Consider the following 19,474-nt stretch of genomic DNA (forward strand, 5'->3'; position numbering starts at 1 on the left):
CCCTGCCGATGAACATGGACATGACCAACGTCCGCGGCCTCGGCCCGTCCGCAGTGCGCCTGCACCTGGCGCTCGGCGCCGTGCTGCTCGCGATCCTGGCGTTCGGGCCCGTCTGGGCCCAGACACCGGCCTTCGTGCTGATCATGGTTTGCGGCGTCGTCGCCCTGCACGTCGGGCCGGACCGGCTCCTTCCGGCCGACCAGCGGAAGCCGTGGCGGCACATCCGCTACGCCGCGTACCTCTTCGTCATCGCCAGCGTCATCCGCGCCGCCGTGCCGAGCACGATGACCACCCCGCCGACCACCATGGCGCTGATCCCGAACGCGTTCGTCGTGCCCGCGTACCTCTTCCTCGGCTCCGCCTTCAGCGGCATGCTGCGCCGCCGGCGCGCGGCCGACGACGACCCGGCCCGCATCGACGCCCTGCTCGTCGGCCTGGCCGGCGCGTTCCTGACCTGGACCTTCGTCATCGCCCCGGCCGTCGACGGCTCCGGCACCACTGTCATCCGGGTGGTCGACGCCTTCTTCCCGATCATCGACGTGGTGCTGCTCGTCCTGGTCGCCCAGCTCATGCTGGCCGGCGGCGCCCGCCAGCCCGCGCTGTGGTTGCTCGTGGTCGCCTCGGCCGACATGTTCGTGGCCGACCTGCTCTTCACGCTGCGCGACGCCGAGATGATCTCGATGCCGCAGCATGTCGTGGACGTGCTCTTCGCCGCCATGTTCGTGGCCATTCCCGCCGCGGCGCTGCACCCGTCCATGCGTACGCTCACCCAGCCCCAGAAGATCGTCATCCGTGATCTGGGCCGCGTGCGGCTGGCCGTGATCGCCACCGTCATGGTCGTGCCGACCGTCGTCGCCACCCTGATGCCGCTCGGCAGCGTCGCCAACAACCTGGTCCGGGCGCTGCTGTGCGCGCTGGTCGTGCTGGCCGTGCTCGTGCGGGTGGTCCGCTCCAACAACTCGCGGGTGCGGGCCGAGCGGGCCAACCGCCGCCGCGCCACCCACGACGCCCTCACCGACCTGCCCAACCGGGAGCTGCTGTCGGACACCGTGGCCTCGTGGGCCGACCGCGTGGCCGACGAGGGGCAGGAGATCAGCCTGCTCTTCATCGACCTCGACCGCTTCAAGATGATCAACGATCACTGGGGGCACGGTGTCGGCGACGAGCTGCTCTGCGAGGTCGCCGGCCGGCTCAGCGCCCAGGTCCGTACGCAGGACATCGTGGCCCGCATCGGCGGCGACGAGTTCGTCGTCGCCCTGGCCAGCCCGTCCCACCTGCGGCTGGCCGACTCGCTGGCCGAGCGCCTGCTGGTCGAGCTGGCCCGCCCGTTCAAGCTGTCGGTGGGCGAGGTGGTCATCTCGGCCTCGATCGGCGTGGCCAAGTCGCACGGCGGCGCGCACGCCCTGGAGCTGATCCGCGACGCCGACACCGCCATGTACAAGGCCAAGGGCTCCGGCCGCAACGCCGTCGCCCTGTTCGACACGTCCCTGCGTGAGCAGGTGCGCGACCGGGTCAAGCTCGAGCAGTCGCTGCGCGGCGCCGGCGAGCGCGGCGAGCTGGCCGTGCACTTCCAGCCCATCGTCGACGTGCGGTCCGGTGACATCGACGGCTTCGAGGCGCTGATGCGCTGGAACTCGGCCGAGCACGGCTTCGTACGCCCCGACGAGTTCATCCCGATCGCCGAGGAGACCGGCATGATCGTCGAGATGGGCGAGTGGCTGCTGCGCGAGTCGGTGCGCCAGTTGCTGGAATGGCAGGCCATGCGCCGCCCCGGCGACTGCCAGCTGCACGTCTCGGTCAACGTGGCGGTCCGCCAGCTGCGCGACGGCTCCCTGGTCAACATCGTCGACGAGCTGCTGCGCGAGACCGGCCTGGCCCCGTCCAGCCTCTGGCTCGAGATCACCGAGTCGGGCGTCATGGAGGACATCGAGACCGCGCTGCTCACCCTGAACGCCCTGCACTCGCTGGGTGTGGTGCTGTGCATCGACGACTTCGGCACGGGCTACTCGTCACTGAGCTACCTGCACCGCCTGCCGGTCGGCGTCGTGAAGATCGACCGAGCCTTCATCAGCCGCATCGGCGTCTCCCAGGACGACGGCGACGAGCCCATCGTCCGCGCCGTCCTGGCCATGACCCACGCCATGGGCCACCGCGTCGTCGCCGAGGGCGTCGAGACCCAGGCCCAACGGGACTGGCTGTACGGCCAGGGCTGCGACCTGATCCAGGGCTGGTTCTACGGCAAGGCCGACCGCCCCGAGAACCTGACCCACTGGATCCGCCCGCAGCCCCAGGAGGCGGCCTACCTCTCGTAGGAGGCCGGTACGTTCCGCGCCCCCGCCGGCTTGGAAGGGGTCACCTCGATGCCGAAGTCGCGGAACGTGACGGTGTCGGTCAGCGTCCCGTTCTTGGTCTTGAGCTCGGTGCGGATCGAGGTGATCCGGCCCTGCCCGTCGGTCGTGGCGGTGAAGTCGACGAAGCCGCGGCCCGTACCGACCAGAACCGGCGCTCCCAGCGGCAGGTAGGCGATCTCGCCGCGACGGAATTCGATGAACCCGTTGCCCTGGAACGCGTGCGGTGAGGTGCGCCGCACGGTGGTGAGGGTGGTCGCGAAACGGCCGAGCCCGATGGGATCCGCCGCGTCGATGTGGCGGTACTCGTTGTTCGCCGGCATTGCGGTGAGGTCGGCGTGCGTCCACACCCCGGACGAGCCGGTCGTGGTGAACTGGTGTTCGTCCATCAGAACGAGCTTGGCGGTCTCCGCGTCCGGGCCGCCGGAGATGACGGTGGTCCGTGACAGCCGGTGGGCCTTCGGGTCGTGCACGCCCGAGGCCCGAAACTTCTGCTTGTCCCAGTAGTCGCCGGCCACCGCGAATTTGTACGTGGTCGTCCCGAGCCGGTTCATCGCCGCCGTTAAGTCCTGCCGCGCCTCGGGCAGCGTCGGCAGTCCGCTGGCGGTGATCGCCGAGGCCGAGGGGCTCGGCGCCACCGGGGCCTGGGTCTTCGGAGCGGGCTTCGAGCAGCCGGCGAGGAGGGTTCCCGTCAGCGCGGCGACGAGCAGGACGGTCCGGCGCGTTCTCATCGTTCCTCCGTGATCGCCCCTCACCGCGGTCGATCATGAGGGTTCGCGCCGACACCATAGACCCACCTGGATCGGGCCGCGTGCTCAGGAGGCCTTTGCCGCATAGTGGGCCAAAACGCCTCCACCTTGGCGGGCTTTCAGATCACGGACGAAGTCAATCGCGGTTTCCTGTACGACTGTGGTCCCGGCCCACTCGAGATCCGGTTCCTTGGCCGTGAAGACGTACTTGGGAACGCCCGACACCGGCCAGTAGGGCGCCCACTCGTCGTAGGTCCGCCGGCCGAGCAGCACGGTGTCCTGCGAGGCGATGACCTCGGCCAAGTTGTCGTCCACGACCTGGTCGAAGTCGCGGAGGAACCGGCCGGGGCGCTCGGCCACGCCGTCGAGGGACAGCAGCGAGCACAGGGCCACCTTGCGCGTCGGTCACAGGATGACGTTCAGCAGGAGGGTCAGCAGGACTGAGGCCAGGATCGAGAAGAGGATCATGCCTAGGCAGCCGAGTGGGCCGCCCAGGACGCGGACCTCCGTGTTTCCGATGCGCATGGGGCAGGGGTACCCCGCGCATCCTCAGCGATGCACGTCGTCTCCGGTCAGCGCGGCCAGCTCGGCCCGGGTGGGCGCGCCCTCGCAGTCGCCGGGGACCGTGACGGCGAAGGCGCCGGCGGCGATGGCCGTGGCCAGGCGGGCGGCCGGGGTCGCGCCGGTCAGGCGGTCGGCCAGGTAGCCCGCGACGAAGGCGTCGCCGGCGCCGACCGGGTCGACGACGGTCACCGGCAGGACGGGGAGCTCGTGCCGCTCGCCGTCGATCTGGGCGCGGCAACCGCGGGCGCCGTCCTTGACGATCACCTCGGACGGTCCCAGCTTGGCCAGGGCGCCCAGCAGGTCGTCGGCGTCGACGAACAGCGCGGCCTCCTCGGGCGAGGCGAAGACCACGTCGGCCCGGGAGACCAGGTCGCGCAGGACCGGGGCGGCGTCGAAGCGGTTCCACAGCTTGGAGCGGTAGTTGACGTCGACCGACACCGGCACGCCGGCCGCGTTGGCCGTCTCGATCGACTGGAAGACGGCGGCGCGGGCCGTCTCGCCCAGCGCCGGCGTGATGCCGGTGACGTGCACGACGCCGGCCGAGGTCAGCTCGGCCGGTGGCACGTCGGCCGGGGAGAGGCGCGAGCCGGCGCTGCCGGCCCGGTGGTAGTCGACCTGGGCGAACTGGGCCGACCGCTTGTGGCGCACCATCAGGCCGGTGAACGACTCGTCGGTGATGGCGAGGGTGCGTACACCCGCCGCCGTCAAACGCTCGGCGATCAGCGCGCCCGTCGCGTCCGGCCCGACCCGGCCCAGCCAGGTGGCCTCGCCGCCGAGGCGGGCGACGCCCACCGCGACGTTGCTCTCCGCGCCGCCGATGCCGAAGGAGAAACCTTTGGCGTACGTCAAGGGGCCGATGCCGTCGGCGGCGACCAGCCCCATGGTTTCACCGAACGTGAAAAGCGTCATGAGCGGGCGAACGCCACCGCGCTGACCGCGTGGCGCGCGCGGGCGGCCAGGGCGTGCATGTTGCCGCCGGACGCGGCGTCGCCGATCAGCGGGGAGCCGATGCCGACGGCCTTGGCCCCGGCGAACAGCCAGTCGGCGATGTCCTCGATCTTGATGCCGCCGGTGGGCATGACCGGGATCTGCGGCAGTGGCCCGCGGACGTCCCGCAGGAAGGACGGGCCCAGGCCGGCGGCGGGGAAGAGCTTCACGAGCTCCGCGCCGGCGCGCCAGGCCGCGTACATCTCCGTGGGTGTGCTCGTGCCCGGATAGAACGGCACCTCGGAGGCGGCCACGAGCTCGGCGTCGACGACCGGCGAGACGAGGAACTCGGCACCGGCGCCGACCGCGGCCTTGGCGTCGTCGGCGGTCAGGACCGTGCCGGCGCCGATCGCCACCGACGACGGCAGCTGGCGGCGGAGCCCGGCGATGGCCTCGATGGCGCCGCGGGAGGTCAGCGTGACCTCCATGGCGGTGATGCCCGAGTCGACCAGCACCTCGGCGACGGCGGAGAAGTAGTCGGCGGAGGGCGCACGCAGAATCGCGACGATCCCGCTGCGGATGACGGCGGCGGTGGTTTCGCTTCTCTCGCTCACGCCTGTAGATCCTGCCGGACATCGGCGGAACCCTCTAGGGGCCGAGCTTGTGGTTGCCGTCGCAGCAGCGATCGCCCGCGCCCGTTGAGCGGCGTCGACTCGGACGGCGGAGTGGCCTCTATCCGCAGCTCCTCGCGGATCGCCGCCTCGAACTGCTGCATCACGAGGGGCACCTGGGTCAGCAATTCGCGAAAATGAATCTGCGGTTGTACGCCGGGGACGGCGGCCGGGTTCATCTCGCCGTGCAGCTGCTGGAGTAGGACGTGGACGGCCAGGGCGGCGCTGCGCACCGGCCCGGAGGCGAGCAGCCGCACCTGCATGAGCGCCGGGCCGACCTCGTCGACGTAGGCCAGCGGTGAGGCCGGCTTGGTCCCGGCGTCGTAGGCGGTGCGCAGGCTGTACGTGTCGCGCTCGAAGACGGCGAGCAGGGCCACGTACGCCGCCTTGCGCTCCTCGTACCACCGGCGGGTGCGCCGGCGGCGACTGCGCAGGTGGTCGTTACGTGCGGTCACGAGCTGGACGGTGGCGGCTCCGGCCAGGGCGAACACGGCGGCGATGAGGGGCAGCCCCCACCACGGGATCTCAGACACGCGCTAACGGTATCGACGCCGCGCCCGGCGGGCTCGGCGCGGCCGGGGATCGTGACCGCCCGGCGACCATTTACCACCTATCCGGCCATCCGGGACAGCGCAGCGTCGATGGCCCGTGACGCTTCGTCGTACACGGTCGTGGTGCGCTGCTTCCTCGCCGCGGCCGCGCGGAGGGGCCCGAGCCGCTCGGCGGCGGCCGCCCGGGCCCGGTCGAGCCGGGCCGCCTCGGCCGGGTAGACGCCGGTGCCCGGCAGGGCGGCGTCGACCAGGAGCGCGGTCTCGTCCTCGCCGACCCGCACGAGCAGGACGACCAGGTTGCGCAGCGCCGCCGCCTGCAGGGTGTCGTTGCCGACGGCCCGCCACAGGCCGAGCACTTCGCGAAAGGAGGCGAGTGCCTGGGCCGGGTCGCCGTGCCGGCTGCGGATGGCCACCGCGGCGGTCTCGGCCGCGCCCCGGAAGAGCCGGTCGTCCACGGTGGCGGCCAGCGCGGCCGCCTCGTCGAGCAGCTTCAGGGCGCGGGCGGGGTCGGTGTCGCCCAGCGCCTCGCCGAGGCCGTAGAGGGCTTCGGCCCGGGCGCCCGGGTTGCCGGTGGCCGTGGCCAGGGTGACCGCCTCGTTCGCCAGATCGGCCGCCTGTGCCGTGTGCCCGGACCAGGCGGCCACGAGGGCCTCGCCGACCAGGCCGGACACCCGGTGGACCGGCTCGCCGTCCATGGCCCGGTAGTGTTCGCGGGCCGCCGCCGGGTCGCACAGGACCAGGGCCACGTCGCCGAGCACCTCGTGGGCCGGCGCTCCCAGTGGCTCCTCCCGGAGTGCCAACTCGCGTGCTTCGGGCAAATCGCCTCGGCCCCAGGCGTGGGTGGCGGCCGCGGCGAGCGCGTCGGAATTTCCGGTGGTGTCCCGGCCCCAGGCCAGCACCTCGTATTGCTGGCACCGGTAGCCGTAGCGGTACATGGCGGCGGCCAGCTCTCGTCTCTCCGGGCCGCCCCGGGCGGCCACGAGGCGCAGATCGGGCAGAAGCTCGTCGATCGCGGCGACCGCCGCCGCCTGATCGGGCCCGCGCAGCTGCCGGTCGAGTTTCTGCGCCGCCGCCACCGTCTCGGCCGCGTGCCGCCGTTCGGTGGACCGCCGGTCGTCGTCGCCGAGCCCTTCCGCGGCAAATGTCCGAACAGTCTCCAGGAGCCGGAACCGGCCGGCCCCGTGCCGCACCACGAGCGACCGGTCGACCAGCGCCGCGATGACGGCCGCCGCCCGCGGCACGTCGACGACCGCCTCGGCCTGGGCCACGGTGAAGGCGCCCGCGAAGACCGACAATCGCCGCATCACGATCCGCCCGGCCTCGTCCAGCAGCCCGAACGACCACTCCACGACCGCACGAAGCGTCCGGTGCCGCGCGTCGGCTGTACGCCGGCCCCGTACGAGAAGATCGAGCCGGTCGTCCAGCCGGGCTCGCAGCTCCGGCACCCCGAGCGCCGCCGCCTGCACCGCCGCCAGCTCGATCGCCAGCGGCAGCCGGTCCAGCCGCCGCACGATCTCCTCCACGTCCCCGTTCGCCGTCTTTCCGCCCGACCGTTCGACGAACAACCGGGCCGCCGCCCTCTCGTTCAGCGGCGCCAGTTCCAGGACCCGCTCCCCGTCCACGCGGAGCCGTTCCTGGCTGGTCACGACCACCCGCGTGTCCCGCATCGCCTCGACCACCACCGCCGCCGATTCCACGACGTGCTCGCAGTTGTCCAGCACCACCACGGAATGCTCGCGGGCCGCCGTCGCGATGACGGCGACCGGATCGTCGGCCGCCCCGATCCGCGCCCCCACACCCACCGCCACGGCCTCGAGGAAGTCCCCTTCAGACACATCGGCGGCATCGATCCACGCCACCCGGGTCGCGGCCCGCACGGTCTCCGCGACCAGCCGCGTCTTGCCCACACCACCAGGCCCGGCGACCGTCACCAGGCCCGGCGCCCGCAACATCTCGGCGAGCTCTTTCTGCTCCGCGTCACGGCCGAGAAAAGACGAGAACCGCAGAGGTACGCGCCGGGCCGAGCCCTCGACCGGCCGGGCGACCGGGGCGTCCGGCCGTGGCCCGCGCGCGGCGTCCGGATCGAGCTCGCCCCGCAGAATCGCCACCTGCAGCTGCCGCACCGACTCGGCCGGGTCGAGCCCGAGCCGATCCACCACGGCATCCGCGTGCCGCCGCAGTGCTTCGACCGCCTCCCCGCGCCGCCCGTCCCGGGCCAGCGCCTCGGCCAGCACCAGAGCGCCCCGCTCCCAGCACGGCTCGGCCGCGGCCTCCTCCGCCAGGCGCTCGACCGCATCCACGGCGCGCCCATAGCCGGCTGTTCCGTTGCGCTCAGGTGCGCGGTCCGGCGCGGTCCGGCCGCCGCTGTCCGCCGGCGCGCTCGCCATCTCCCGGGGCGCCCGCGCCGGTCCCCACGAGCGCGCGACCATCCGCGCCAAAGCCTCGCGCCGCAGCGACACCAGCCGCTCCGCAACCCCGCGAAAGGGCTCGCCCTCGAATTCGGGCAGCGGCGTGCCCCGCCAGAGCTCCAGCGCGGCCCCGAGCGTCGCGTCATCACGGACGAGGTCTTCGAAGACCAGCACATCCACGGCCCGGCGGGGCACCGCCAGCCGATAGCCGGCCGGATCGAGGCAGATCAGCCCGGCCCCGCCGAGGGCCGACCGCAGCCGCGTCACGTGGGACTGCAGGCTGTTGCGAGCCGACGGCGGCGGCCCGTCCGGCCACAGAGCGTCGACCACCGTGGACACCCCGACCGGCCGTCCCGCGTGCAGGGCGAGCAGGGCCAGCACCGTGCGCCGGCTGGCGGCGGTCACGGCGACCGGCCCGTCCGGCCCGCTCACCTCGAACGGACCCAGCATCCGGACGAACACCCGCCGACCGTACGACCACCGCCGTCATGATCGGTTCCCCCGATCGTCCGGCCCGCCTGACAGAATCCCGTCAGCTCAATCGATAGAAGCACCAGAAATCGTTCTCGATGTCCAGCACGCGCGGGTCCTCGTAGCCGGCCTCGCGAGCCCACCCCAGCAGCGTCGGCGCGCGCAGGATCGTGCCGTTGGCCAGCACCGGGTTCTCGGCCCGGGTGGCCGGCAGGCAGTGCAGCACGCTGAACGCGTACTGCAGCCTCTCCATCTCGCCGGCCGGCGCCGTGAACTCGTCGGCCACCCGTTCGTCGCCGATGAAGACGCTGCCGCCCGGAGCCAGCGACGCGCGGGCCCGCCTCAGCACACCGACCGGGTCGCCCATGTCGTGCAGGGCCTCGAAGATGGTCACCAGGTCGTACGAGCCCGCCGCCTCGGCCGCGTCACCGAGCGTGAAGCTCACCCGGTCGGCCACGCCCGCCTTCGCCGCCGCCGACCGGGCCTCCACGACCGACGCCTCGTCCAGGTCCACGCCCCGCACCGACACCGCCGGGTAGGCCAGGGCCAGCGCGATCGACGAATGCCCGGCCCCGCAGCCCAGATCGAGCACTCGGGCGCCCGGCGCCGACCGCAGGCGGGTCTCGATCGACGGGACCGCCGGCAGCCATGCTGTCGTCAGCAGGTGGTCGAACATGGGGCGGTTGAAGGCGGCGATCCCGTGCCGAATGTGGCGCCCGTAATCGGCGTACGGAATCCCCTCTCCGGTCTTGAACGCCTCGGTGACCCGCGGGGTGAGCAGGGCGAGCCCGAGCGCGAACTCGCCGGCCGTGCCCAGATAGTCCGGGCCGCCCTCGTCGAGCAGGACCGCGTCGAGGCCGGGGGCGAGGGCGTACGCGTCGCCCTCGACCGTCAGCAGACCGGCCGCGGACTGCTGTTCGAGCCATTCGCGGGCGTACCGTTCGTCGATGCCGGTCGCCTTGGCCAGCTCCGCCGGCGACAGCGGCCGTTCCCGGATCGCCGCGTACAGGCCCAGCTCCCGGCCCAGTTCGACGGTGAACAGCTCGGCCGCGCCGATCAGGGCGTTGAGAAATCTCTCGCTGAAAGTCATGCGTCACACCGTCACGGATGTGACGTGCGGGGCGCTTGACTTCAACGTGCCTTCAGCTTGCAGAGTCGTCTCATGAGAGCAGCCGTCTTTGATCAGTTCGGTCCGCCGTCGGTTCTCCGCATCGCCGAGCGGCCCGATCCGGTGCCGGGCCCGGGGCAGGTCCGGGTGCGTGTGCGCGCGGCCGGGGTGCAGCCGTTCGACGTCGCGGTCCGCCTCGGGCAGATGCCCTGGGCCAAGGTCGAGTTCCCGCAGACCATCGGGCAGGAGTACGCCGGGGAGATCGATCAGGCGGGGGAGGGCTTCGCGGCGGGGGACGCCGTGCTCGGTTCCACGATGCTCAACGGCGCCGCCGACTACGTGGTCGTGCCCGCCGCCGACGTCGTGCGCAAGCCGGCCGACCTCGACTTCGCCACCGCGGCCGCCCTGGTCGCGGCCTCGCAGACGGCCTACGGCTCCCTGCTGGAGCTGGGCGTCGGTGCCGACGACGTGCTGCTCGTGCACGGCGCCTCGGGCAGTGTCGGCACCATCGCCACCCAGCTCGCCCGCCTGGCCGGCGCCACCGTCATCGGCACCGCGAGCCCGGCCAACCACGACCGCCTGCGCGAGATCGGAGCCATTCCCGTTTCGTACGGGCCGGGCCTGGTCGGCGCCGTACGCGCCCTCGGACGGCAACCGACCGTCGCCCTCGACACCGCCGGCGGGGAGGCGCTCGCCCAGTCGGCTGAGCTGGGCATTCCGCTCGATCGCATCGGGACCATCGCCGACGACAAGGCGGCGGCCGAGGTGGGCGCCCGCGTGGTCCGGGCCGGCCGCGACCCGAAGCGCCTGGCCGAGGTGATCGGCCTGGCGGCCCGGGGTCAAATTCGCATTGGTGTACGCACGTTCGCGCTCGCCGATATCGCGGAGGCGCACGCCGCGGTCGAGTCCCGGCACAGCGGCGGGAAGGTGGTTCTGCTTCTCTAAAGGAGATCGTGCCGGTCGATGAAGCGGCCCGAGCCGTGCCCGGGGCCTTCGGTGGCCAGGGCGACGACCGCGTCCGTACCCTCGGTCACCGTCTGTGGCCCGGAATGGCCGTTGAAGTCGGTGGCCGTGTAGCCCGGATCGGCGGCGTTGACCCGTACGCCGGGAAGGCCTTTGGCGTATTGGTTGGTCAGCATCGTCAGGGCCGCCTTGGACGAGGTGTACGCGGGCGCGATGACGTGCGACTCGGGCCGGGCGGGGTCGTTGGTGAGCTCGAGGGAGCCCATGCCGCTGCTGACGTTGATGATGACCGGGTCGGCCGAGCGGCGCAGCAGCGGCAGGAAGGCGGTGGTGGCCCGGACCACGCCGGCCACGTTGACGTTCAGCACGTCGAGCACCTCGGCGCCGGTGAGCACACTGGGATCGCCGAGCGGCCCGTGCACGCCCGCGTTGTTGATGAGCACGTCGACCACGCCTTCGTGCTGTTCGACGTCCTTGGCCGCGGCGGCCACCGAGGCGTCGTCGGTGATGTACATATCAGCCTTTAGTCCGGTTAAGGGCGGCGGTGGGGTGGTTGGACGGGGAACCGGGCGCCCAGGGCTTGGGCGGCCGCGGCGCCGAGCGCCGGGTTGCGGGCGCCGACGACGACGGTTTGGCCGAGGGCGATGAGGCGGCGGGCGGTCTCGTAGCCGAGGCCCTTGTTGGCCCCGGTGATGAAGGTGATCGTCATGCCGTCGATGGAACGCCCGATCGGGGAGCGCTTCCAGAGAAAGCCAGTACCACCTTCGCGGCCGCCGGGCGCGGAACAATGGTCGTCATGACAGCGCTCGGCACGACGATCCGGAGCTGGCGGGAACGGTTGTCGCCGGCCGCCGTCGGCCTGCCCGCCCGACACGGGCGCCGGGCCGCCGGGTTGCGCCGGGAGGAGCTGGCCGAGCTCGCGGGCGTCTCGGTCGACTACGTGGTGCGGCTCGAGCAGAGCCGGGCCACCACGCCGTCGGCCCAGGTCACGGCCGCGCTGGCCCGGGCCCTTCAGCTCACCCCGGCCGAGCGCGACCACCTGTTCCGGCTGGCCCACCTCACGCCGCCCGCGCACGATCAGATCGCCGACCACATCCCGCCCGGCGTGCAGCGGGTAGTGGCCCGGCTCGGCGACGCGGCGGCCGCCGTCTTCGCGGCCGACTGGCAGCTGCTGTGGTGGAACCGGGGCTGGGCCGGCCTGCTCGGCGACCCGTCGGCGTCGCCGCCGGGGCTGCGCAACTTCGCCCGCGACAGTTTCCCGGTCGGCGACGGCGTCCCGCACCTGTCCCGATGGCCGGTAACGACCGAGGATCCCGAGGGCACGAAGGCGGCCATCGTCTCCGACCTGCGGCGAGCCACCGGCCGGTTCCCGCACGATCGGCGGCTGGCCGCCCTGGTGCGCGAGCTACGCGAGGGCAACGCGCGGTTCGCCGAGCTGTGGGCGGCCGGCGCGGTCGGCGCCCACCGGGAGGACCGCAAGGTGGTCGAGCATCCGTCGGCCGGGCCGATCACGGTCGACTGCGACACCCTGACCGACGGCGACGCCGAGCTGAAGATCGTGATCCTGACCGCGACGCCGGGCAGCGACAACGAGACGAGGCTGCGGCTGGCCGCGATCAGCCCCGTGCCCGCACGAACAGGCTGAGCCCGTCCAGCATGCGGGCCAGGCCGAACTCGAAGACCAGGTCGAGGCCGAAGTCGAAGCCGTCCTCGGTGAGCTGCTGGAAGTGGCTCATCCCGTTGGTGTCCATCAGCTCGGTCAGGGTGGACTCCTGGGTCTGGAGCCATTGCTCATTGGTGAGGCCGGTCTCGCGGATCGCCTCGGCCTCGGGTTCGAGCGCGCTGGCCACGCCCCGGACGAAGGTGAAGAGCACGATCTGCGCGTACATGCGCTCCTCGAGGTCGAGCTCGGTGTCGTCGAAGGCGGCGAGCACCCACTCGCTGAGCCGGATCCCGTTCGGCGCGATCTGCGGCCGGGTGATCGACATCGACGAGCCGAGCCAGGGATGGCGCTGGAAGACCGCCCACTCCTGACGGGCCGCGAGCTCGATCGCCGGCCGCCAGCCGCCCGGATGCCGCCGGGGCAGCCGGATCTCGCCCAGCGCCTTGTCGATCATCGCGACGATCAGCTCGTCGCGGCTGGGCACATACCGGTAGAGCGACATGGTGGCCGCCCCCAGCTCGGCCGCGAGCCGGCGCATGGTCAGCTCGGCCAGCCCGAGCCGGTCGGCGACCTCGACCGCGGTGGCGACGATCCGTTCCCGGGTGAGCTCGTGCTCCTTGCGGGGCGCCGGGCCCGCGACCACCGTGCCGACGCCGGCCCGGGCCACGGTCAGGCCTTCCTCGCGCAGGGCCGCGTGTGCTCTGGTCGCGGTGGCGATCGCGACGCCCCACTCCTGGGTGATGGCCCGCGCCGACGGCACCCGGTCACCCGGCCGCAGCTCGCCCGACTCGATCCGGCGGCGCACGTCCTCGACGATCCTCCGGTACGGATGCACTAGTACACCTCCGGTGTCGGCCCACCGCCGTACTAGTACACGTTGCCCGCGCGGTCGGCGTCTTCCTACGCTCTGACTAGTACACCAACGTACACCGTACGCAGAAGGAGCGGGGACATGCGCGTACTCATCTCCGGCGCCGGCATCGCCGGCCCGGCCCTGGCGTTCTGGCTGCACCGGGCCGGCGCCGACGTCACGATCGTCGAGAAGGCGCCCGGCCCGCGCCCCGGCGGCCAGGCGGTCGACATCCGCGGCGTCGCCCGCGGCGTGGTCTCGGACATGGGCCTCATGCCGGCGATCCGGGCGAGCCGGGTCGACGAGCGCGGCATCGCCCTGGTCGACGACCGCGGGCGCCGGCTGGCCGAGATGCCGGCCGACATGTTCGGCGGCGAAGGCATCGTCGCCGAGATCGAGATCTCCCGCGGCGACCTGTCCCGCATCCTCGTCGAGGCGACGGCGACCATGGCCGACTACCGCTTCGGCGACTGGATCACCGAGCTGACCCTCGACGGCCGGGCGACGTTCCGGAGCGGAAGCAGCGCCCAGTACGACGTGGTGGTCGGCGCCGACGGCGTCCACTCCGGGGTGCGCGCCCTGACGTTCGGCCCCGAGCCGGACTTCGTGCGCCCGCTCGGCAGCTACGGCGCCCTGTTCACCGTGCCGGCCCCGGACGACCTCGACCACTGGGCCCACATGTACAACGCCCCCGGCGGCCGGGTCGCGATGGTCCGCCCGACGAGGGAGGGCCAGGCCATGGCCGCCCTGAACTTCCTGTCGAAGACCCGCCACGGCCGGCTGAGCCGCGACGAGCAGCAGGACCTCATCGCCCGCAACCTCGCCGGCGCCGGCTGGAAGGTGCCGTCGCTGCTGGCCGCGATGCCCGCCGCCGGCGACTTCTACTTCGACTCGGTCGACCAGGTGCACGTCGGCCGCTGGTCCCGCGGCCGCGTCGTCCTGCTCGGCGACGCCGGATATTGCGGCTCCCCGCTGGCCGGCATGGGCACCAGCATGAGCATCGTCGGCGCCTACGTGCTGGCCGGAGAGCTCGCCGCGCACGGGGACCCGGCCACCGCCTTCGCGTCGTACCAGACGGAAATGGCGTCCTACGTGGCGTCCGGCATGCAGTTGCCGCCCGGTGGTCTCAACGGCTTCGCCCCGAGGAGCCGCCTCATGATCCGGGCCCGGGCCGCCTCGATGCGCTCGATGTCCCGCTGGCCCATGCGCCAACTGCTGGCCAAACAGTTCGGCAAGGCCGACGCCATCACCCTGAAGGACTACGCCTTCGCCCCGGGCCGAGCCCTCAAACCGTGAAAGCCGACGTCAGGAGCGCTGGGCGGCCTCGCGCTCGAGGCGCTTGCGCTCGCGCTGCTCGCGGGTGTAGCGCTTGCGGTTCTCGAGGTCGCGCTTCCACTGCTCGCGCGCCCCCTCGTCGCAGCCCTGGACGGCGTTGCGGGTCTGTGCGGGGCCGATGAGGGAGCGGAACCACCAGTCGTCGAACGTGTCGTGGAACCACTGCTTCACCCGGCCGAGGCCTTCAGCGTTCTGCGCCATGCCCGTCACACCCTCCTTCGTTGCCACACCAACTATTTGTACCCCAACTATCGGCCCTCCGGCCAGCCACCTGAGACGCGTACCTCCAAGAAAGCTCTTTCGATCTCGTTGCCGGTGAGAGCGAGCGCCTCCTGATAGGCGGCCGCCGCCTCGGCCTCGCGGCCCAGACGGCGCAGGAAGTCGGCCCGCGTGGCGCTCAGATACGGATATGTCGCCAGGGACGGTTCGGACAACAGCGGCTCGGTCGCGGCCAGGCCGGCGGCCGGGCCGTCGCGGAAGCCGACGGCGACGGCCCGGTTGAGCGCGATCACCGGTGAGCCCGGGCAGAGCCGGAGCAGGACGTCGTACAGGCCGGCGATCTCGGTCCAGTCGGTCGCCTCCCAGGCCGGAGCCTCGGCGTGCACGGCGGCGATGGCCGCCTCGACCGCGTACCGGGTCGGCGGATGGCGGCGCAGGGCGTCGGTCAGCAGCGCCGTCCCCTCGGCGATCTGGCGGTGGTTCCAGAGCGTGCGGTCCTGCTCGGCCAGCAGCAGCAGCCGGCCGTCGGCGGCGACCCGGGCCGCCCGCCGCGCGTCCGTGATCAGCAGCAGGGCCAGCAGGGCGCCGGCCGGCGCCGTCCGGGGCATCAGCAGGTGCAGCGTGCGCGCGAGGTCGATCGCGCCGGTCACCAGGTCGTGGCGGATCAGCGCCGGGCCGGCGGGCGCGGTGTGCCCGGTCGTGAAGAGCAGGTGGATGACGTCGAGGACCGGGCCCAGGCGCTCGGCCAGCTGGTCGTCGGCCGGGACCCGGTACGGGATGCGGGCCGTGGCGATCTTCTTCTTGGCCCGGGTGAGACGGGCCGCCATGGTCGCCTCGGGCACCAGGAAGGCGCGGGCGATCTCGGCCGTCGACAGCCCGCAGACCAGGCGGGCGGTGAGGGCGACCCGGGTCAGCCAGGCTCCCGTCTTCTCCGGAATGCCGGTGGAGCGCCACGTGATCAGGGCTTGGGCGTACGCCTCCTGAGTGCACTCCTCGGCCAGGTCCAGGTCCCGGGTCACCCGCACGGTGGTGGCCAGGACCTGGGCCCAGTCGCGGCGGTGCGCCTCGGCGAGGGCGGCACCGATGTCGGTCATCCGTGCTCGACCACCGGGCGGATCTCCACCGCGCTGTGCGCGTCGCGCACCTCGGGCAGCAGCGCGGCCAGGGCGAGGGCCTCGTCCAGGTCGGCCGCCTCGAGCAGGTAGAAGCCGCCGAGAATCTCCTTGGTCTCCGCGTACGGCCCGTCGGTGGTCACGCCCGGCGCGCGCAGCGTGGTCGCCGAGCCCCCGTTCTCCAGTTGCTCCCCGCCGACGACCCGGCGGCCGGCCGCGGCCCGGAACCTCTCATGGGCTCCGTCGTGCTCCTTCCACTGCTCAGGGGTCATCGCGTCCCACTGCGCCGGGTCGCCGTAGATGAGCAGCGTGTACTTCGCCATGTCGGATCCTTTCGCTTGTCCTCACCGCCCCGACGAACGGGGTTCCCGCGAAATCGACATCTTCACGAGACCGCCGCGTCCACGGTCAGGGTTCCGGCGTCCGCGTCCAGCTCAGCCATGGTCCCCAGGGGCAGATCTTCAAGACTCAGACCACCGATCAGGGGTACGCCCAGAGCACCGCACCGATCGTGAAGGACGTCCAGCACTCCCGGCCCACAGTCGGTGTACCGGCCGACGGCCACGCCGCGCAGCCCGTCGAGCCGCCCCGCGTTGCGCAGCATGGTCAGCTGCCGGTCGATGTGCCCGGCCCGCAGCCCGTCGCCCTCGAGCAGCAGGATCGCGCCGCTCATGCTCGGCAGCATCCACCCGGCGGCCGCCGCCACCTGGTCCTGGTCGCCGCCCAGGAGCACACCCCGCGCCCGCCCGCCGGTGGTCAGCTCCCCGGTCGGCGCCTTCGGATCGGACACGAGGGTGACCGGCTCGACGCTGAACGCGCCCGCCGGATCGCCGCGCAGCCCGGCCAGCCCGGCCCGCTCCCACAGCGCGAGGTGCACGATGGCGCCGTCCCCGCCCGCGATGAGCAGCTTCGGATAGGCGGCCGCGGTGTTGAAGTCGAGGCGCGCCACGATCCGGTGCTCCTGCCGCCCGCCGCGCGCGGCCACGAGCGCCCGCACCCCGGGGTCGCGCAGTGCCCGGTTGCAATCCTCGGCCCGCTGCGTCTCGCTCCCCTGGAACGTGTACGCACCCACTGTCACCCGCAGGCCCAGGCCCTCCAGCCGTTCCCGCGCCGCCTCGGCGTCCTCCCGGACCGCCGGCCCTCCGGGCGCGACGAGGCGCACCTCGTCCCCGGCCCGCAGCCGCGGCGGCCGGACCACATCGACCTCGTTGTATGCAAGCGCCACGAGGGCATTATCGCGCCCGGCGTAACCCGGCGGGCTGGGCCGAGTGACCGGATCATTCCGGGGTCGGGCGTGAACGTGCCTTACGGCCGGGTAGGGCGCGGGCGAATCATCGGGGTATGACAAACGCGCTTCTGGTTATCGACGTGCAGGAATCGTTCCGGCAGCGGCCGCTGTGGGCGACGCTGAACAATCCGGCCCTGATCGGCAATGTGCGGCGGCTGGTCGAGGCGGCCCGGGCGGCCGGCGACAAGGTCGTGTGGGTGCTGCACGCCGAGCCGGGCAGCGGCGGGCTCTTCGATCCGGAGAACGGGCACGTGCGGGTGGTGGAGGAGCTGGAGCCGGCCAAGGACGAGGCTGTCGTGACCAAGACGTCGCACAACGCCTTCACCACGACCAACCTCCAGCAGTTGCTGACCGCGGCCGGTGTGACCTCGGTGACCGTGACCGGGCTGCGCACCGAGCAGTGCGTGGAGACGACGGCCCGGGTGGCGTCCGACTTCGGATACGAGGTCACCTATCTCACCGACGCCACCGGCACCTTCCCGATCCCGCACTGGACGGCCCCGGCCGATCAGAGCGTCGAGGAGCTGCTGGCCGACCCGCGTACGCTGGCGGCGGCGGACGTCGTCGCCCGCACCGAGTACGCGCTCGCCGGGCGGTTCGCCACCGTCCGTACGGTCGCCGAATATCTGGGGGAGTGACCGGATCGTGCAGCGCGTCGTCTTCGTACTGACGCCGCAGTTGCATCTTCTCGATCTCGCGGGCCCGGCGCAGGTCTTCAAGACGGCGCCGGGCTATTCGTTGCACTACGTGGCCTCTTCGGCGTCGGTTCCGACCTGGCAGGGCGTCTCACTCGAGGCCGCCGTCGAGTGGCCGGCCCTCGCCCCGGACGACCTGGTGCTGGTGCCCGGCTGGCGCGACGGCTTCGACCCGCCGGACCCCGCCCTGCTGGCCCGCGTGGCCGCCCACCACGAGGCCGGCGGCACGGTCGCCAGCGTCTGCTCGGGGGCGTCCGCGCTGGGCCTGGCCGGCCTGCTCGACGGCCGCCGCTGCACCACCCACCACGACCTGCAGGAGACGCTGGCCCGCCGGCATCCGCGGGCCACGGTGATCCGCGACGTGCTCTACGTCAGCGACGGCCGCGTGGTCACCTCGGCCGGCATCGCCAGCGGCATCGACCTGGCCCTGCACCTGGTCGCCCAGCGGCACGGCCCGGCCGTGGCGGCCCGGGTGGCCCGCGAGATGGTCGTCTACGCCCGGCGCAACGGCGACGAGCAGCAGGCGTCGGCCATGCTGCGCCACCGCGGCCACCTCAGCGACATCGTGCACCGCGTGCAGGACCGCATCGACGCGTCGTTCACCTCGCCCCTGCCATTGACCGCCCTGGCCGCCGCCGCCGGCGTGAGCGAGCGGACCCTGACCCGCCTCTTCGAGGCCGCGACCGGCCAGACCCCGCTGCGCTACCAGCAGCAGTTGCGGGTCGAGCGGGCCGAATATCTGATCGGCCACGGCACCACGGTCGAGGCCGCGGCCCGTGCCGTGGGCTTCGGCGACGCCCGCATGCTGCGCCGGTTACGCGCCCGCGCCGCCTAGCAGCCCGTCGATGATGACCCGCAGCTTCCACTCGGCCCGGGCGTCGCTGTCGCCGGTGGTGGTCAGCGAGCCCCGCAGCGCGTGCAGGGTCGGGAACTCGGCCGGTGGCAGAGCCTCGATGACCGAGTCCAGCTCCCTCTCGGCCTTCAGGATCATGGCCTGCTCGGTGGCCTCCTGACGGCGCTGGTCGCGCAGCCAGCCCGCCCGTTCCAGGGCCGACGAGATGACGTGCTGATCGAGCAGGTCGGCCGCCCACGCACAGTGCGCGTCGTCGATGCCGCCCTCGCGCAGCAGCCGCAACATCTCCTCGGTGAGACGAAGAGCATTAGTTCCCGTCTGTACGCCGGTGAGGGCGACCATCGCGAGGTCATCATGCCCGGCGAGCACGCCGACGGCCCGGCCGACCAGTGACTCCAGCCGCGCCCGCCAGTCGCCGTCGGCCGGGCCGGGCAGCTCGACCTCGGCCAGGGCCAGGTCGTACACCTGCGCCATCAGCTCGTCGCGGTCGGACACATAGACATACAGCGAGGCCGGGCCCGTATCCAGAGCCTGCGCGACGCGGCGCATGGTCACGGCGGCGAAGCCGATCTCGTCGACGAGCGCCAGCGCCGCTGTGACGACGGCGGCCCGGCTCAGGGGCGCCTTGGCGGGACGGGTGCGCGGGTTGTCCCGTGTAGTGCTCACGGCCACAGCCTACTTGACGAACGCTGTTCGTTA

At 72.6% G+C, this 19,474-nt stretch carries 21 protein-coding genes; 6 read left to right on the forward strand and 15 right to left on the reverse strand.

The annotated features are described in order from the left end of the window. The first annotated feature begins 20 nt into the window (after positions 1 to 20). Complete coding sequence (locus tag CRP55_RS32385) at positions 21 to 2,312, forward strand: putative bifunctional diguanylate cyclase/phosphodiesterase (protein WP_245923525.1); 2,292 nt, start codon at positions 21 to 23, stop codon at positions 2,310 to 2,312. Here the strand turns inward: CRP55_RS32385 and CRP55_RS32390 are convergent. The 7 genes from CRP55_RS32390 to CRP55_RS32420 all read right to left on the reverse strand — a co-directional run bounded on the left by CRP55_RS32390 (position 2,300) and on the right by CRP55_RS32420 (position 9,779). Next, positions 2,300 to 3,079: a hypothetical protein gene (locus CRP55_RS32390; RefSeq protein ID WP_097325095.1), complete on the reverse strand. Its 780-nt coding sequence runs from the start codon at positions 3,077 to 3,079 to the stop codon at positions 2,300 to 2,302. The genes CRP55_RS32385 and CRP55_RS32390 overlap by 13 nt on opposite strands. An 84-nt stretch (positions 3,080 to 3,163) precedes the next feature. Beyond that, positions 3,164 to 3,490: a dihydrofolate reductase family protein gene (locus tag CRP55_RS32395; protein WP_097325097.1), complete on the reverse strand. Its 327-nt coding sequence runs from the start codon at positions 3,488 to 3,490 to the stop codon at positions 3,164 to 3,166. A 156-nt stretch (positions 3,491 to 3,646) separates the two neighbouring features. Further along, positions 3,647 to 4,570, reverse strand: coding sequence for a sugar kinase (locus CRP55_RS32400; protein ID WP_097325099.1), 924 nt, complete (start codon positions 4,568 to 4,570; stop codon positions 3,647 to 3,649). Next, complete coding sequence (locus tag CRP55_RS32405) at positions 4,567 to 5,202, reverse strand: bifunctional 4-hydroxy-2-oxoglutarate aldolase/2-dehydro-3-deoxy-phosphogluconate aldolase (protein ID WP_097325101.1); 636 nt, start codon at positions 5,200 to 5,202, stop codon at positions 4,567 to 4,569. Before CRP55_RS32405 ends, CRP55_RS32400 begins: the two co-directional genes overlap by 4 nt. Beyond that, positions 5,199 to 5,792, reverse strand: a complete 594-nt coding sequence (locus tag CRP55_RS32410) for a hypothetical protein (protein ID WP_097325103.1) — start codon at positions 5,790 to 5,792, stop codon at positions 5,199 to 5,201. The genes CRP55_RS32405 and CRP55_RS32410 overlap by 4 nt, the downstream gene beginning before the upstream one ends. Before the next feature lie 77 nt (positions 5,793 to 5,869). Then, on the reverse strand, positions 5,870 to 8,680 hold the full coding sequence (locus tag CRP55_RS32415; RefSeq protein ID WP_097325105.1) for an AfsR/SARP family transcriptional regulator: 2,811 nt from the start codon (positions 8,678 to 8,680) through the stop codon (positions 5,870 to 5,872). A 70-nt stretch (positions 8,681 to 8,750) separates the two neighbouring features. Then, the gene (locus CRP55_RS32420; RefSeq protein ID WP_097325108.1) at positions 8,751 to 9,779 is read right to left on the reverse strand and encodes a class I SAM-dependent methyltransferase; all 1,029 of its coding nucleotides are present in this window, start codon (positions 9,777 to 9,779) and stop codon (positions 8,751 to 8,753) included. Positions 9,780 to 9,851: 72 nt separating this feature from the next. Between CRP55_RS32420 and CRP55_RS32425 the strand changes: the two genes are divergently transcribed. Further along, a complete protein-coding gene (locus tag CRP55_RS32425) occupies positions 9,852 to 10,742 on the forward strand; it encodes an NADP-dependent oxidoreductase (protein WP_097325110.1) in 891 nt (296 codons plus the stop codon). On the opposite strand, the gene CRP55_RS32430 is transcribed toward CRP55_RS32425, so the two are convergent. Further along, a complete protein-coding gene (locus CRP55_RS32430) occupies positions 10,739 to 11,275 on the reverse strand; it encodes an SDR family NAD(P)-dependent oxidoreductase (protein WP_281260823.1) in 537 nt (178 codons plus the stop codon). The genes CRP55_RS32425 and CRP55_RS32430 overlap by 4 nt on opposite strands. A 17-nt stretch (positions 11,276 to 11,292) precedes the next feature. After that, positions 11,293 to 11,469 (reverse strand): SDR family NAD(P)-dependent oxidoreductase, encoded by a 177-nt coding sequence (locus CRP55_RS55785; RefSeq protein WP_281260824.1) that lies wholly within the window; start codon positions 11,467 to 11,469, stop codon positions 11,293 to 11,295. A gap of 87 nt (positions 11,470 to 11,556) precedes the next feature. Between CRP55_RS55785 and CRP55_RS32435 the strand changes: the two genes are divergently transcribed. After that, on the forward strand, positions 11,557 to 12,405 hold the full coding sequence (locus CRP55_RS32435; RefSeq protein ID WP_245923526.1) for a helix-turn-helix transcriptional regulator: 849 nt from the start codon (positions 11,557 to 11,559) through the stop codon (positions 12,403 to 12,405). Here the strand turns inward: CRP55_RS32435 and CRP55_RS32440 are convergent. Continuing rightward, positions 12,377 to 13,258, reverse strand: coding sequence for a TetR/AcrR family transcriptional regulator C-terminal domain-containing protein (locus tag CRP55_RS32440; protein WP_097325114.1), 882 nt, complete (start codon positions 13,256 to 13,258; stop codon positions 12,377 to 12,379). The two genes, CRP55_RS32435 and CRP55_RS32440, sit on opposite strands and share 29 nt — an antisense overlap. A gap of 117 nt (positions 13,259 to 13,375) precedes the next feature. On the opposite strand from CRP55_RS32440, the gene CRP55_RS32445 reads away from it, so the two are divergent. Continuing rightward, positions 13,376 to 14,569: an FAD-dependent monooxygenase gene (locus CRP55_RS32445; protein WP_097325115.1), complete on the forward strand. Its 1,194-nt coding sequence runs from the start codon at positions 13,376 to 13,378 to the stop codon at positions 14,567 to 14,569. Positions 14,570 to 14,578: 9 nt separating this feature from the next. On the opposite strand, the gene CRP55_RS32450 is transcribed toward CRP55_RS32445, so the two are convergent. From CRP55_RS32450 to CRP55_RS32465, 4 genes are all read right to left on the reverse strand, one after another. Next, positions 14,579 to 14,809: a hypothetical protein gene (locus CRP55_RS32450; protein ID WP_097325117.1), complete on the reverse strand. Its 231-nt coding sequence runs from the start codon at positions 14,807 to 14,809 to the stop codon at positions 14,579 to 14,581. A gap of 47 nt (positions 14,810 to 14,856) precedes the next feature. Beyond that, the gene (locus tag CRP55_RS32455) at positions 14,857 to 15,921 is read right to left on the reverse strand and encodes an RNA polymerase sigma factor (RefSeq protein ID WP_097325119.1); all 1,065 of its coding nucleotides are present in this window, start codon (positions 15,919 to 15,921) and stop codon (positions 14,857 to 14,859) included. Further along, positions 15,918 to 16,262: a YciI family protein gene (locus CRP55_RS32460; RefSeq protein WP_097325121.1), complete on the reverse strand. Its 345-nt coding sequence runs from the start codon at positions 16,260 to 16,262 to the stop codon at positions 15,918 to 15,920. The genes CRP55_RS32455 and CRP55_RS32460 overlap by 4 nt, the downstream gene beginning before the upstream one ends. Before the next feature lie 62 nt (positions 16,263 to 16,324). Next, positions 16,325 to 17,164 carry a S66 peptidase family protein gene (locus CRP55_RS32465; protein WP_179855417.1) on the reverse strand — a complete coding sequence of 280 codons (840 nt, stop codon included), beginning with the start codon at positions 17,162 to 17,164 and terminating at the stop codon, positions 16,325 to 16,327. Positions 17,165 to 17,280: 116 nt separating this feature from the next. Here CRP55_RS32465 and CRP55_RS32470 point away from each other — a divergent pair, with 116 nt between their 5' ends. Both CRP55_RS32470 and CRP55_RS32475 read left to right on the forward strand, forming a co-directional pair. After that, on the forward strand, positions 17,281 to 17,865 hold the full coding sequence (locus CRP55_RS32470; RefSeq protein WP_097325126.1) for a cysteine hydrolase family protein: 585 nt from the start codon (positions 17,281 to 17,283) through the stop codon (positions 17,863 to 17,865). Between the two features lie 7 nt (positions 17,866 to 17,872). Further along, positions 17,873 to 18,757 carry a GlxA family transcriptional regulator gene (locus tag CRP55_RS32475; protein ID WP_097325127.1) on the forward strand — a complete coding sequence of 295 codons (885 nt, stop codon included), beginning with the start codon at positions 17,873 to 17,875 and terminating at the stop codon, positions 18,755 to 18,757. Here the strand turns inward: CRP55_RS32475 and CRP55_RS32480 are convergent. Next, on the reverse strand, positions 18,737 to 19,441 hold the full coding sequence (locus tag CRP55_RS32480; protein WP_218854755.1) for a TetR/AcrR family transcriptional regulator C-terminal domain-containing protein: 705 nt from the start codon (positions 19,439 to 19,441) through the stop codon (positions 18,737 to 18,739). The genes CRP55_RS32475 and CRP55_RS32480 overlap by 21 nt on opposite strands. Between the last annotated feature and the right edge of the window lie 33 nt (positions 19,442 to 19,474).

Source organism: Paractinoplanes atraurantiacus, assembly GCF_900215205.1.
Lineage (GTDB): Bacteria > Actinomycetota > Actinomycetes > Mycobacteriales > Micromonosporaceae > Actinoplanes > Actinoplanes atraurantiacus.

Excerpts from the sequence above, each read along its gene's own strand:
- CRP55_RS32385 (WP_245923525.1), top strand. The coding sequence starts at position 21 with ATGACCAACGTCCGCGGCCTCGGCCCGTCCGCAGTGCGCCTGCACCTG.
- CRP55_RS32390 (WP_097325095.1), bottom strand. The coding sequence starts at position 3,079 with ATGAGAACGCGCCGGACCGTCCTGCTCGTCGCCGCGCTGACGGGAACC.
- CRP55_RS32400 (WP_097325099.1), bottom strand. The coding sequence starts at position 4,570 with ATGACGCTTTTCACGTTCGGTGAAACCATGGGGCTGGTCGCCGCCGAC.
- CRP55_RS32420 (WP_097325108.1), bottom strand. The coding sequence starts at position 9,779 with ATGACTTTCAGCGAGAGATTTCTCAACGCCCTGATCGGCGCGGCCGAG.
- CRP55_RS32425 (WP_097325110.1), top strand. The coding sequence starts at position 9,852 with ATGAGAGCAGCCGTCTTTGATCAGTTCGGTCCGCCGTCGGTTCTCCGC.
- CRP55_RS32430 (WP_281260823.1), bottom strand. The coding sequence starts at position 11,275 with ATGTACATCACCGACGACGCCTCGGTGGCCGCCGCGGCCAAGGACGTC.
- CRP55_RS55785 (WP_281260824.1), bottom strand. The coding sequence starts at position 11,469 with ATGACGATCACCTTCATCACCGGGGCCAACAAGGGCCTCGGCTACGAG.
- CRP55_RS32435 (WP_245923526.1), top strand. The coding sequence starts at position 11,557 with ATGACAGCGCTCGGCACGACGATCCGGAGCTGGCGGGAACGGTTGTCG.
- CRP55_RS32445 (WP_097325115.1), top strand. The coding sequence starts at position 13,376 with ATGCGCGTACTCATCTCCGGCGCCGGCATCGCCGGCCCGGCCCTGGCG.
- CRP55_RS32450 (WP_097325117.1), bottom strand. The coding sequence starts at position 14,809 with ATGGCGCAGAACGCTGAAGGCCTCGGCCGGGTGAAGCAGTGGTTCCAC.
- CRP55_RS32455 (WP_097325119.1), bottom strand. The coding sequence starts at position 15,921 with ATGACCGACATCGGTGCCGCCCTCGCCGAGGCGCACCGCCGCGACTGG.
- CRP55_RS32460 (WP_097325121.1), bottom strand. The coding sequence starts at position 16,262 with ATGGCGAAGTACACGCTGCTCATCTACGGCGACCCGGCGCAGTGGGAC.
- CRP55_RS32470 (WP_097325126.1), top strand. The coding sequence starts at position 17,281 with ATGACAAACGCGCTTCTGGTTATCGACGTGCAGGAATCGTTCCGGCAG.